Raw genomic sequence first — 12,407 nt, forward strand, 5'->3', positions numbered from 1 at the left:
CGGCCAACTGAGCCCGCGAGTACAAGCGATAGAGAGGTGTACCCCGATGCAGGATGAAAAGCAGGACCAGGAGCTCTTCGAAAAGATCGTCCACCACATCGGTGAGTTCGTGGAAACCGATGTTTCCCATCTCACTCCCGAGTCACATTTCTCCACCTCCATCGAGGGGATGAGCTCGCTCAAGATGGTCGAGTTGCTGCTGTATATGGAGGACTGTTTCGGCTTGGAGTTCGACGACTCCGTGGTGGGCACCCTGGAGAGGATGCAGGATCTCGTGGACTACATAAGGGACTTGCAGAACGCGCGGCCGCAGCCGGCGTGACACGGTCTGCATCAGTGCGGCGGCGCCGCGTAGTGGTGACCGGTATGGGTGTGGTCTGCCCGCTCGGCTCCACGGTCAAGGATCTATGGCGCGGACTGCTGGCCGGGCGCTCGGGGATCGTTCCACTGACGCGCTTCGATCCCGGCCGGTTCCGCAGTCGGTTTGCCGGCCAGATCGATGACACCGTGGTGACCTTTCCGCCGGGCCCCTTCCAGTTCGAGATCAAGCGGATGAGCGCGTTTGTGCGCTATGCGCTGTTCGCCGCGGACCGGGCGCTGGAGGACAGCGGTTTCCTCCCGGCGACGGAGAACCGGCCCAGCCTTCCCGGCCACTCCAACGCCAGGGCGGCGGCGCCGGGTTGTCCGCCCGGCGGGGCCGTCTTTCTTGGTGTGGCCATGGGGGGCCTGCCCAGTATCGAGGCCGGTGTGCTGAGGCAGGAGCAGCGGGGTGTGCGCAAGACCAGCCCGTTTCTGATCCCCTCTCTTATCCCGAACATGGCGGCGAGTGCGATCGCGCTGCGCCATGGGATCGAGGGGGAGCAGATGACCGTCGCCGGTGCTTGTGCCGGCGGCTGTCAGGCACTGGGCCAGGCGATGCGCGCGATCCAGTCCGGCGCCCATTCCTGGGTACTTGCCGGAGGTGCCGAAGCGGTGACCACTCCCATCACCTATTCCGGTTTCGAGGCGATGAACGCGCTCAGCCGGCGCGACGATCCGGCGGCCACACCCCGCCCTTTCGATTGTGAGCGGGATGGCATGGTCGTCGGCGAGGCGGCCGCCGTCTTTGTGCTGGAGGATCGCGCCCATGCCGAAGCACGCGGTGCGGTGATTCACGGCGAACTGACCGGCTTTGCCGGCAACAGTGGTTGCGATGACCTCACCGGCGTCTCGCCCCGTCATGCCGCACGGTGCATGGCCGGCGCGCTGGCCGACGCCTCGCTGGAACCGGATGCGATCGATTGCCTGTTCGCGCAGGCTTCCGGCATGATCCAGGGCGATGCCGCCGAGCTCGAGGCAGTGCGTTCCATGACGGCCGGCGCCCGCCGGAAGCCGATCGTCACTTCGATCAAAGGACATACGGGGTACACCTTTGCCGCGAACGGCCCGATGAACCTCGCCGGTGCGCTGATGGCGCTCCGCTGCCAGACCGTGCCGCCGACCGCGAAACTCGAACGAACCGATCCGTCGTTCGCCGACATCGACATCGCATGTGAGTCCCGACCGGCCGAGGTGCGCCATTGCCTGATCAACGCGTTCGGCTTCGGGGGGATCAACGCCAGCCTGATCGTGTCACGCGCATAGCCACGCCACCGCACCGCATCGCACCGCACCGCACTCAGAAGGAGCACCGCCATGAGCGCCTCATCGACGCACTTCGAGAAGCTCACTCGCTGCTGTATGAACTGCCGGATCTCCCGGTTCCTGAACAAGACGATCACGATCGAGAAGGCCGGCGTCGCCCGGGTTGCCATTCCGTTCCACGGTGATCTCACACAGAACGCGGACTTCCTGCATGCCGCCATGCTCTTCGAGGTCGGTGACACCGCCGGATTCATGGCGGCCAACTCGATGGAGGAGACCTACAGCGTGCTCACGGTCGACTACCACATCAACCTGGTCCGGCCGGTGCGGAAAGAGGGCATCTACGCGGTCGGCGAGGTGGTGACCGCGGGGAAGTCCCTTTATGTGGCGCGCAGCGACGTCTACTCCGACAGCGGCAAGCTCGTGGCGGCCGGTCAGGGCACCTATGTGGTGTCGAAGATCCTGCTCACCGAGCTTGACGGCTACGACGACTCACCTGCGTCAGCCTAGACTGAAAGGGACGGCGCCGCGAGGGAGTTGAGATGTTCAACGTAGTCGAGGAACTGTTCGCGCCAGGCCGAGCGCACACCGAGGAAGAGAGAAACCGGCTGGAACTCACGCGCGAGGACACCGGCGACGCCGACCCGGGCCGCGGCCCGGTGGACCTCGACTCGGGGCACGTGGTGATACGCCCCCGGCAGGGATAGTCGCACTCGATCCCTGGGACGCGCGCGGGCCGCGCTTGCCAGGGTCCTGGTCACAGACTCAGGCACGACCTGATTCCCCCTGGCCTCGCGACCCGGCGCCGACAAGGATTGCCGGATGATCGAGACAGCCGACCATGACGGTATCGCCATCCTGAATATGCACCACGGGCCGGTGAACGCGCTGGATCTGGAGTTGCTCACCGCCCTTCCCACAACCTTGGCCGCCCTCGCCGGCGCCCGCGCCATAGTGCTGACCGGCAGCGGGCGGTCCTTCTCGGCCGGTGTCGATCTGAAGCGGATAGTCGACGGCGGTCCTCCCTATGTCGAGAAATTCCTGCCGGCGCTGAGTCTCGCCATGCTCTCCCTGTTTGATCATCCAAAGCCGGTGGTCGCCGCGGTGAACGGTCATGCGCTGGCCGGCGGATGCGTGCTGGCGGCCGCCTGCGACATTCGGCTGATGTCGGGCGGCACCATCGGACTTTCCGAGCTCGCGGCGGGCGTCCCCTTCCCCACGGTGGCCCTGGAGATCATGCGCCATGCCGTCGGGCCGGCCCTGGATGTGATGGTGCTCAAGGCCGGCCGGCTGACCCCCGGGCAGGCCATGTCGGTCGGCCTGGTCCACGAGATCATCGAGCCCGACCTGCTGCTCGGCACGGCACTGCGAAGAGCCGACGGGCTCTGCGCCGCCCCGCCCGATGTGTACGCCCTCGCCAAGCATCAGCTCCACCGGCCCGCCCGTGAGCGTATGGACACCGGCCGGCCGGCAGACGATCCCCGGGTACTGGAGCTCTGGAGTGCCGAGCGCACCGGCCGAACCCTGCGCCACTACCTGGCGTCGCTACGCCATGGGTAGCGAGAAGACCGGAACCCGATCGATCAGGAATCGAGAAGCACGGTTCCGGAGGCCCACCTAGCCTGATCCTCATGGACATCACCATTCACACCAGCTTCCTCCCGCATGACGACCCGGACGCGTCCCTGGCCTTCTACCGCGACGTCCTCGGCTTCGAGGTCCGCAGTGACGTCGGGCAGGGCAAGATGCGCTGGATCACGGTCGGCCCGGTCGGCCAGCCCGATACCTCCATCCTCCTGGCGCCGCCGGCCGCCGACCCCGTGGTCACCGAGGACGAGCGCCGCACCATCGCCGAGATGATGGCCAAGGGCACCTACGGCTGGATCCTGCTGGCCACCCGGGACCTCGACGGCACCTTCGAGAAGGTGCAGGCCCGCGATGCCGAGGTCGTCCAGGAGCCGACCGAGCAGCCGTACGGCATCCGCGACTGCGCCTTCCGCGACCCCGCGGGCAATCTGGTCCGCATCCAGGAACTTCGCTGAGCCGCCGGGTCAACGACTGATCCGGCCCGGACAAAGAGGAGTTCTCTGATGTGTCACCCCTCGTGGGGGCGTGAACGCACCGCGGCGCAGCGCCTGAGCGACCTCGCGCGACTGCGCCGCGTCCGGGACCGGATCGACCGGGAGTATGCGCAGCCGCTGAACGTGGAGGCGCTCGCCCGTGGCGCCCATATGTCCGCCGGGCATCTGAGCCGGCAGTTCCGGCTGGCCTACGGCGAGTCGCCGTACTCCTACCTGATGACGCGCCGTATCGAGCGTGCGATGGCGCTGCTGCGCCGTGGCGACCTCAGCGTCACCGAGGTCTGCTTCGCGGTCGGCTGCTCATCGCTGGGCACCTTCAGCACCCGCTTCACCGAGCTGGTCGGCATGCCGCCGAGCGCCTACCGACGCCAGGCCGCCGACGCCGCGGAGGGGATGCCTCCGTGTGTGGCAAAACAGGTGACACGCCCGGTCAGGGACCAGTAGCACAGGTCGTCACCCAGCCGCCACTGGGCAGCGAGCCAGTGGCGGCAAGTGCGTTTCCAGGCGGCCGAGTTGACTCAGCACCCCCTCCCTCGGAATGCTGCGCTCCGCTCAGCAGGTGCCAGAACCGTCCCCGCGTAATCCCACGCATTACGCCCGCACATCTCACCCCAGCGGCATGGCAACGGCGGCAAAAGCCGCAGGAACGGCCGGAGTTCACGTCCCCCACCAGGACGTGACAGGCCAAGCGGGCAACCGAGCCCCGCAGACGCGCCCCCCACACAACACGGTTACGGTTACTCCTGGGGAACAACACGCCTATGGGGGAGGGTATCCGTGGATCTGCACCATTGGCTGCCACGTGCGGCAGAGGTGATGGAGCGATGGGGGGAGCGGTTCGGGCCCTACACCCCGCATCCATCCCAGGAGATCGATGACGCGGCCTTCGCCCCGGTCTTCGAGCGGTTCGCCAAGCGGCTGGAGGACAACTACCCCTTCTTCCACCCGCGTTACGCTGGGCAGATGGTGAAGCCGCCGCATCCGGCGGCCATTGTCGGCTATGTCACCGCGATGCGGTTCAACCCCAACAACCATGCGGCCGAAGGCGGTCCGGCGACCACCGAGATGGAGCGCCAGTGCATCGACGCCCTCGGCGCGATGCTCGGCCTGTCCTCGCCGCTGGGCCATCTGACCACCAGCGGCACCATGGCCAACCTCGAAGCGCTCTATGTCGCCCGCCGCGCCCACCCCGGCCTCGGGATCGCCTACAGCTCCCAGGCCCACTACACCCATCAGCGCATGTGCGACGTCCTCGCCGTCGAAGGACACCAGGTCCCGGCCGACGGACATGGACGCATCGACCTCGACGCACTGGAACGGATCCTGGCCACCGGCCGTATCGGCACGGTGGTGGTGACCGCGGGGACGACCGGCCTGGGCGCGGTCGACACGGTGCACGAGGTTCTGCCGCTGGCCCGCCACCACGGAGCCCGGGTACATGTCGATGCGGCCTACGGCGGGTTCTACGCGCTGCTGGGCCGTTCCGGCACCCCCGAGGGAATCGATCCGCGGCCCTGGCAGGCCATCGCCGCCTGTGACTCGGTCGTGGTCGACCCGCACAAACACGGCCTCCAGCCCTACGGCTGCGGCGCGGTCCTCTTCAACGACCCCAGCGTCAGCCGCTACCTCGCCCATGACTCGCCCTACACCTACTTCACCCAGGCCGAACTGCACCTGGGCGAGATCAGCCTGGAGTGCTCCCGCCCCGGCGCCGCCGCGGCCGCCCTGTGGCTCACCCTCCAACTGCTCCCGCTGACCCGCGAGGGCTTCGGCGGCATCCTCGCCGCCAACCGCCGTGCCGCGGTGCGCTGGGCCGAACTGCTCAGCGCCTCACCGGCACTTGAGCTCTACCAGCAGCCCGACCTCGACATCGTCACCTACCTGCCCGCCACACATCCCTGGTCGCTGTCGGCCGTCGACACCGCCTCCGCCCGGATGCTGGACGAGGGCATGAACGCGGCCGAGGACCCGGTGTTCCTGAGCGTCCTGCGCGTGGACGCGGACGACTTCACCCACCGCCACCCCACCGTGCTCCGGGACGCCGCAACGGCCCGTGTCCTGCGCAGCGTCCTGATCAAACCCGAAGCCGAGACCCATGCGGACCGACTGCACGCCCGGGTGGAGCGACTCGCCGCCCAGGCCACGGGACGCCAGGGTTCGGACCTGCCGCCCCTTTTCTAATGGAGAAACGACCCTTGTCCACGTTCCTGGCCCCGCCGGGTGCGGGTACCCCCCGCCCGGCGAGACAGGCCGAGGCCGGTGTGCTCGCCGAACTACTGGCCGAAGCCTTCTTCAATGACCCGCTGACCCGCTGGATCACCCCTGATGACCACCGCCGGGCGCAGTTGCTGCCCGGGATGTTCCAGGTGTTTCTTGATATGTCTTTCGCCCACGACGGAGTGCTGACCAATTCCGGTCAGGACGCGGTACTGACCTTCTTCCCGCCCGGTGCCTGGGAGCGACTGGAGGAGCACGGCGAGGCGTACGACCGCCGCTTCGCCGAAGTGCTCGGCGCGGACGCCGAGCGCCTGGACACCATCTCCCGCCTTCAGGCAGCACACCATCCGGTTGACCAGCCCCACTACTACCTGGCCTTCGGGGCCGTCCGCGGTACGGCGCAAGGCGCCGGACGGATCTCGGCACTTGTCGCCGAGGTGGTGGCCCGTGCGGACGCCCAGGAAGTCGGCGTCTACGGGGAGGCGAGCTCGCCCGGCGGCGAGGCCGCGGCCCGCCGCTTCGGCTGCCGCCCCGCCGGACCCGAGATCGTGCTACCCGGCGACGGACCGTCGCTGCGCCCGCTGTGGAGGGACCCCCGATGAGCAGTGCGACCAAGCTACGGGTGTGGTCGGCGAGCGAAGTGGCGGCAGGCCGGGTGCCCGCGGAATCACTCGCCCCCTTGCGTCAAGTGCTCGACTGGAGCGGGGAGTTCCTGGTGCAGGGGCATTCCTCGCTGGGCCGCACCGGCCCCGTCTGTCCCTACACCCAGCCATCCCTGCGCAAGGACCTCTTCCTGCTGGCCCTGCCGTCCCACGACGCGAGCCTGCCGGAGGCCGTGGCCCAGTTGCGCACCCGCTACGAGGAACTGGCCGACGGGCTGGACGAGGCCGAACGCGAACTGCTGACCCTGCTCATGGTGCTGCCGGAACTGGACCCCACCGACTCCACGGAGCTGGACGCGCTGCAGGCCGCGGCCAAGGACGAGTTCGTCGCCGCCGGCCTGATGATCGGCCAGTTCCACCCCGTCTGCGAAGAACCCGGCCTCTGGAACAAAGACTTCCGCCCCCTGCGCTCCCCGGTACCCCTGCTCGCGATACGCCAACTGCTCGTCTTCGACCTGCCGTTCCTGGTCAACACCGACCGCCACCTCGCGCAGTACCTCCAGCGCTTCGCCCCCGGGATACCCACGCGGATGCGTGACCAGCTGGTGAACAGGCTGGCGGCCTAGGGAGGCCCGTACCCCCGGTTCCGCGAGCGCGGGGCCGGGGACTTCCCGGCCCGGTAGCCGCTCGGACCACACCCGTTCGGCGCGCGAACCGTGCGCGGAGCGCTGGGCCACGTAACGATGGATCCGCGGTCCGCCCGTTCCACCACTGCTGCGGAGGCCACCTTGGGACACGCCGTCGGCGATGTGCTGGGCCTGGCAGCCGGTGTCGCGGTCAGCCCGCTGCCCATCGTGGCCATCATCCTCATCCTGGGCACGCCCCATGGCCGGCTGAACGGCCTTCTCTTCGCCCTTGGCTGGGTCCTGGGCCTTGCCGCCCTGGGGGCGATCATGCTCGCCGTGGGAGGCTCGGGCGGCGCCTCCGCCCATCAGCACCCTGCGCGCTGGGTAGGGGCTCTGAAACTCGCCCTCGGCGCGCTCCTGGCACTGTTCGGCGCCCGCCAGTGGCGCCGCCGCCCCGCCGACCCCGCCCAGGCGCAGTTGCCGAAGTGGATGGCGGCGATCGACCGCTTCACCCCGCTCAAGATCCTCGGGCTCGGCCTGCTGCTGTCGGCGGCCAATGCCAAGAACGCCCCTCTGACCATCGCCGCCGGTGCCTCGATCAGCTCAGCCGGAATCTCCGTCCCACAGCAGATCGGCGCTCTTGCCGCTTTCGTCGTCATCGCCTCCCTGGGAGTACTCGCTCCACTGGGCGTGTACCTGTTCCTGGGAGACCGGGCGAAAAACGTTCTCGGCGGCTGGCGGGACTGGGCTGCCCGGCACAATGCCGCCGTGATGGCGGTCCTTTTCTTCGTCCTCGGACTCAAACTGCTCGGAGACGGCATCAGCGTCCTGGTCTCCTGACGGAGCGGCTCAGGCCTTCTTCACCACGCTGGACTTCAGGTGCATCTGGCCGAATCCATCGACCTTGCAGTCGATGTCATGGCCGTCCGGACCGTCCACGAGGCGGATATTGCGCACCTTGGTGCCCGCCTTGATACCGGTCGGGTGGCCCTTGACCTTCAGGCTCTTGACGACCGTGACGGTGTCGCCGTCGGCGAGGACATTGCCGACCGCGTCCCGGATCACCTTCTCCCCCGGCGCTTCCGCCGCCTCGGCGGGTGCGGGCGTCCACTCATGGCCGCATTCGGGGCAGACCAGGAGCGTGCCCATTTCGTAGGTGTACACGCCGGCGCATTCAGGGCACGGCGGGAGGTTCTCGTTCACCAGGACAGTGTAGTTCGGTAATGCGCCACGAGCCCCTATCGCCGTTCGGCGCCCGGTTCCCGCGCGGGCAGGCGCCGTTCCGCTCGCGGCGGCGCAGTGGGTGGCGCCGGCAAGGGCGCCGCCGGGAAGTCGGCCACTACCGGCCGGAGTTCGCCGCCGAAGGCAAGCGGGACGTCATCCTGCGAGCGGTGCTGTCGCACCGTGCCGGGCTGGTCGGCACGGACGCGGGTTTCACTCTCGGGGAACTCGCCGATGACCGGATCGCCGCCGAACGCCTCGGCGCGCAGCGCCCGTTCTGGCGGCCGGCTACCGCGTTCGGCTATCACGCGCTGCTTTTCGCGGCATTGAGCGCTTTGCCGGGCGCTACGCGGCCGCGAAGCGCACTTCGGCTCCATCCCTGTCAAGCCCCCCGGAAACCTGGCGGCGAGAACCTCAGCCATCCACCGGCAACCCCTGCGGCTCCTTGACCCGCTTCATAATGATCTGCGAATTCACCTCGGTGACCCCGGACAGTGTGGTGAGACGCTCGATCCACAACCGCTCATACGCACTGAGGTCCGCGACGGCGATGCGCAGCAGACAGCCGGGGCTGCCGAACAGCCGGTATGCCTCGATGACATCGGGGATTTCCTGGAGCGCCGCCTCGAAGGTCTCGACCGCCTCCCGGTCGCGTTTGACCTCGACCGAGACCAGGACCTCAAAGCTCCGGCCCACGGCCTCGGGGTTGATCACCGCCCGGTAACCCTGGATGACGCCGTCCTGTTCCAGCTGGCGGACCCGGCGCATACACGGGGAGGAGGTGAGGCCGACCCGCTGAGCCAGTTCCTGGATGGTCAGGCGGCCGTCGTTCTGGAGCTCGCGCAGGATTTCTCTGTCAATTCGGTCCACTGCGCAATTATCCACCCCGCTTTCGACAGAACCTCGCCTGACTTGGCAAACCGATTGCGCCCGATTCGTCCTATGGTTGCTCCGTTCGGCGTACGCACTGATATGCGAAGCGCCAGGGCACCGGAAAGTAAGCGCAAGAGGAGCGAAGACGTGGGACAGGTCGTCGTCATCAGCACCGGCGGGACGATCGCCAGCCGCTGGCAGGGGTCGGGTTTCGCGGCCGAGGCCCGGGGCGGGGACGTGCTGGCCACGGCCACCGTGCCCGAGGGTGTGACGGTGCGGGTCGTCGACCTGATGAGCGTGAACAGTGCCCGGCTGACCACCGCCCACCAGCTGACGCTGCTGCGGGCCGTGCGTGAGGTGCTGGCCGACCCCGCCGTCGACGGCATCGTGGTCACCCATGGCACGGACACCCTGGAGGAGTCCGCGTTCTTCCTCGACCTCCACCATGACGACCCGCGCCCGGTGGTCTTCACCGGCGCCCAGCGCCCGCTCGAGGCGCCGGACGGCGACGGTCCGCGCAATCTCCATGACGCGCTGCTGACCGCGTCCTCGGTGCGTGACCTGGGCGTGCTGGTGGTCTTCAACGGTCAGGTGCACGCCGCGCGCGGCACGGTGAAGGTGCAGACGCTGGACGCCGACGCCTTCGCCGACCCCTCCGGCAGCCGGATCGCCGATGTCACGGCGGACGGCATCCTCATCCACCGGCGGCCCCAGCGCCCGGCGCCGCTGCCCCTCCCGGCAGCCGTCGAGCCGCTGCCCCGGGTCGACATGGTGATGCACCACTGTGACGGGGACCCGCTGCTGTTCAACGCCGCCGTGGCGGCGGGCGCCCAGGGCATCGTCCTGGTGGCGACGGGTGCGGGCAACGCCACCCCCGAGATCGGCGCGGCCGTCGAAGCGGCCGTCTCCCGTGGCGTCCTGGTCGCCCTGACCACCCGGGTCCCCACCGGCCCGGTCGCGGAGATCTACACCCAGGGCGGAGCCGTGGACCTGGCGGCCGCCGGAGCGGTGCTCACCGGCACCCTGCGCGCCGGCCAGGCACGCATCGCCCTGCTCTCCGCGCTGCTCTCCGACAGCGACCCGGCCGGACGCGCCCGGGCACTGCGGCACACGCTCGGCGCCGCACCCGCCCCGGCCACCGCGGACCTGTCCGCCGCCTGACCCGCCTCCCCCCACCACCCCTCGCTCCCCCACCGCCTGATCGGACCTTCCATGTCGGCATCCGTCCCCGGCCCCGCCACGCCCCACGACGACCACCCGCAGACGCGCACCGAGCACGACCTCCTCGGCGACCGGGAGGTGCCCGCGGCCGCCTACTACGGCGTGCACACCCTGCGGGCGCTGGAGAACTTCCCCATCACGGGCACCCCCATCTCCGCCTACCCCGACCTCGTCACAGCCCTGGCCTGTGTCAAGCAGGCCGCCGCCCAGGCCAACCGCGACCTGGGACTGCTGGACGAGCGCAAGGCGGACGCGATCGTCCGGGCCTGTACCGAGATCCGCGACGGGCGGCTGCACGAGCAGTTCGTGGTGGATGTCATCCAGGGCGGCGCCGGCACCTCCACCAACATGAACGCCAATGAGGTGGTCGCCAACCGGGCGCTGGAACTCCTCGGCCACCAGCGCGGCGACTACCGCCATCTGCACCCGCTGGAGGACGTCAACGCCGGTCAGAGCACCAACGACGTCTACCCGACCGCGGTCCGCCTCTCCCTCCAGCTCGCCGCCGCCCGCCTGTCCCAGGCCATGGAGGTGCTGCGCACGGCCTTCGCCGCCAAGGCCGAGGAGTTCGCGGATGTGCTGAAGATGGGCCGTACCCAGCTCCAGGACGCGGTGCCGATGACCCTGGGCCAGGAGTTCGCGGCCTATGCCGTGATGCTGGCCGAGGACCGGGCCCGCCTGGACGAGGCCTGCGCCCTGCTGCGCGAGATCAACCTCGGCGGCACCGCCATCGGCACCGGCCTCAACGCCCACCCCCGGTACCCCCGGACCGCCTGCGACCACCTCAGCGCGATCACCGGCATCCCGCTGGCCGTCGCCGGTGACCTGGTCGAGGCCACCCAGGACATGGGCGCCTTCGTCCAGCTCTCCGGTGTGCTCAAGCGGATCGCCGTCAAGCTCTCCAAGACCTGCAACGACCTGCGCCTGCTGTCCTGCGGCCCGCGCGCCGGTCTGGCCGAGATCAACCTGCCGCCGGTACAGGCGGGTTCGAGCATCATGCCGGGCAAGGTGAACCCGGTGATCCCCGAGGTGGTCAACCAGATCGCCTTCGAGGTCATCGGCAACGACATCACCGTCACCATGGCCGCCGAGTCCGGTCAGCTCCAGCTCAACGCCTTTGAGCCGGTCATCGCGCACAGCCTGCTCAAGAGCCTGACCCATCTGCGGGCCGGATGCCTGACCCTCGCCGAGCGGTGCGTCAACGGCATCACCGCCAACCGCGAGTACCTGGCGGGCCTGGTGGGGCAGTCCATCGGCCTGGCCACCGCGCTCAACCCGCACATCGGCTATGAACAGGCCACCGCGGTCGCCCAGGAGGCACTGACCACCGGCGCCTCGGTGCATGACCTCGTCCTGGCCAAGGGCCTGCTCACCCCTGAGCAGTTGAAGGACATCCTGCACCCGGACAACCTGGCCCGGCCGCACGCCCGGGCCACCGCGCCCCTCGCATCCTGAACCCCCTCTCCCCTCCCACCAGCAACAGAAGGAAGTATCACCCTCATGGCAACGGCGCCTAGCGTCTCGTACTCGATGACGGTCCGACTGGAGGTTCCGGCGGGGGGTACGGCGGTCAGCCAGCTGACCACGGCTGTGGAGTCCTCCGGTGGTTCGGTGACGGGTCTGGATGTCACCGCGTCCGGTCATGAGCGGCTGCGTATCGATGTGACGGTCGCCGCGACCTCCACCGCGCATGCCGAGGAGATCGTCCAGCGGCTGCGGGACATCGAGGGCGTCACGGTGGGCAAGGTCTCCGACCGTACCTTCCTGATGCATCTCGGCGGCAAGATCGAGATGGCCTCCAAGCACCCCATTCGCAACCGTGACGACCTGTCCATGGTCTACACCCCCGGTGTGGCCCGGGTGTGCATGGCGATCGCGGAGAACCCCGAGGACGCCCGCCGGCTGACCATCAAGCGCAACTCGGTGGCCGTGGTCACCGACGG

The 12,407-nt window shown here is 68.9% G+C and carries 15 protein-coding genes and 2 pseudogenes; 15 read left to right on the forward strand and 2 right to left on the reverse strand.

What is annotated here, in order from left to right:
* Nucleotides 1–46 precede the first annotated feature (46 nt).
* The 11 genes from ACIHFE_RS31755 to ACIHFE_RS31805 all read left to right on the forward strand — a co-directional run bounded on the left by ACIHFE_RS31755 (nucleotide 47) and on the right by ACIHFE_RS31805 (nucleotide 7,989).
* Complete coding sequence (locus ACIHFE_RS31755) at nucleotides 47–322, forward strand: acyl carrier protein (protein WP_400112135.1); 276 nt, start codon at nucleotides 47–49, stop codon at nucleotides 320–322.
* Between the two features lie 35 nt (nucleotides 323–357).
* Entirely contained in the window at nucleotides 358–1,623 is a 1,266-nt protein-coding gene (locus ACIHFE_RS31760; RefSeq protein WP_400112165.1) for a beta-ketoacyl-[acyl-carrier-protein] synthase family protein, read from the forward strand.
* A gap of 51 nt (nucleotides 1,624–1,674) precedes the next feature.
* Nucleotides 1,675–2,133 carry a PaaI family thioesterase gene (locus tag ACIHFE_RS31765; RefSeq protein WP_400112137.1) on the forward strand — a complete coding sequence of 153 codons (459 nt, stop codon included), beginning with the start codon at nucleotides 1,675–1,677 and terminating at the stop codon, nucleotides 2,131–2,133.
* Between the two features lie 32 nt (nucleotides 2,134–2,165).
* Nucleotides 2,166–2,330 carry a DUF6191 domain-containing protein gene (locus ACIHFE_RS31770; RefSeq protein ID WP_400112139.1) on the forward strand — a complete coding sequence of 55 codons (165 nt, stop codon included), beginning with the start codon at nucleotides 2,166–2,168 and terminating at the stop codon, nucleotides 2,328–2,330.
* Nucleotides 2,331–2,445: 115 nt separating this feature from the next.
* The gene (locus ACIHFE_RS31775) at nucleotides 2,446–3,183 is read left to right on the forward strand and encodes an enoyl-CoA hydratase/isomerase family protein (RefSeq protein WP_400112140.1); all 738 of its coding nucleotides are present in this window, start codon (nucleotides 2,446–2,448) and stop codon (nucleotides 3,181–3,183) included.
* A gap of 71 nt (nucleotides 3,184–3,254) precedes the next feature.
* Nucleotides 3,255–3,665, forward strand: coding sequence for a VOC family protein (locus ACIHFE_RS31780; RefSeq protein WP_400112142.1), 411 nt, complete (start codon nucleotides 3,255–3,257; stop codon nucleotides 3,663–3,665).
* Nucleotides 3,666–3,713: 48 nt separating this feature from the next.
* Complete coding sequence (locus ACIHFE_RS31785; RefSeq protein WP_400112145.1) at nucleotides 3,714–4,148, forward strand: helix-turn-helix transcriptional regulator; 435 nt, start codon at nucleotides 3,714–3,716, stop codon at nucleotides 4,146–4,148.
* Nucleotides 4,149–4,481: 333 nt separating this feature from the next.
* A complete protein-coding gene (locus ACIHFE_RS31790) occupies nucleotides 4,482–5,885 on the forward strand; it encodes a pyridoxal phosphate-dependent decarboxylase family protein (protein ID WP_400112146.1) in 1,404 nt (467 codons plus the stop codon).
* A 14-nt stretch (nucleotides 5,886–5,899) separates the two neighbouring features.
* Nucleotides 5,900–6,523: a hypothetical protein gene (locus ACIHFE_RS31795; protein WP_400112148.1), complete on the forward strand. Its 624-nt coding sequence runs from the start codon at nucleotides 5,900–5,902 to the stop codon at nucleotides 6,521–6,523.
* Nucleotides 6,520–7,149 (forward strand): DUF6875 domain-containing protein, encoded by a 630-nt coding sequence (locus tag ACIHFE_RS31800; RefSeq protein WP_400112150.1) that lies wholly within the window; start codon nucleotides 6,520–6,522, stop codon nucleotides 7,147–7,149. The genes ACIHFE_RS31795 and ACIHFE_RS31800 overlap by 4 nt, the downstream gene beginning before the upstream one ends.
* Before the next feature lie 162 nt (nucleotides 7,150–7,311).
* The gene (locus ACIHFE_RS31805; RefSeq protein WP_400112152.1) at nucleotides 7,312–7,989 is read left to right on the forward strand and encodes a GAP family protein; all 678 of its coding nucleotides are present in this window, start codon (nucleotides 7,312–7,314) and stop codon (nucleotides 7,987–7,989) included.
* A gap of 9 nt (nucleotides 7,990–7,998) precedes the next feature.
* On the opposite strand, the gene ACIHFE_RS31810 is transcribed toward ACIHFE_RS31805, so the two are convergent.
* Nucleotides 7,999–8,352: a zinc ribbon domain-containing protein YjdM gene (locus ACIHFE_RS31810; protein WP_400112154.1), complete on the reverse strand. Its 354-nt coding sequence runs from the start codon at nucleotides 8,350–8,352 to the stop codon at nucleotides 7,999–8,001.
* 122 nt (nucleotides 8,353–8,474) lie between these two features.
* On the opposite strand from ACIHFE_RS31810, the pseudogene ACIHFE_RS31815 reads away from it, so the two are divergent.
* A pseudogene (locus ACIHFE_RS31815) lies at nucleotides 8,475–8,819 on the forward strand (serine hydrolase); the annotation flags it as partial.
* Here the strand turns inward: ACIHFE_RS31815 and ACIHFE_RS31820 are convergent.
* Nucleotides 8,785–9,240, reverse strand: a complete 456-nt coding sequence (locus tag ACIHFE_RS31820) for an Lrp/AsnC family transcriptional regulator (protein ID WP_400112156.1) — start codon at nucleotides 9,238–9,240, stop codon at nucleotides 8,785–8,787. The pseudogene ACIHFE_RS31815 and the gene ACIHFE_RS31820 sit on opposite strands and share 35 nt — an antisense overlap.
* A gap of 150 nt (nucleotides 9,241–9,390) precedes the next feature.
* Between ACIHFE_RS31820 and ACIHFE_RS31825 the strand changes: the two genes are divergently transcribed.
* From ACIHFE_RS31825 to ACIHFE_RS31835, 3 genes and pseudogenes are all read left to right on the forward strand, one after another.
* Entirely contained in the window at nucleotides 9,391–10,404 is a 1,014-nt protein-coding gene (locus ACIHFE_RS31825; RefSeq protein WP_400112158.1) for an asparaginase, read from the forward strand.
* A 51-nt stretch (nucleotides 10,405–10,455) separates the two neighbouring features.
* Complete coding sequence (gene aspA / locus ACIHFE_RS31830; RefSeq protein ID WP_400112159.1) at nucleotides 10,456–11,919, forward strand: aspartate ammonia-lyase; 1,464 nt, start codon at nucleotides 10,456–10,458, stop codon at nucleotides 11,917–11,919.
* Between the two features lie 45 nt (nucleotides 11,920–11,964).
* Nucleotides 11,965–12,407, forward strand: a pseudogene (locus tag ACIHFE_RS31835) (NAD-dependent malic enzyme); the annotation flags it as partial.

Source organism: Streptomyces sp. NPDC052396 (assembly GCF_044593195.1).
Classification (GTDB): domain Bacteria; phylum Actinomycetota; class Actinomycetes; order Streptomycetales; family Streptomycetaceae; genus Streptomyces.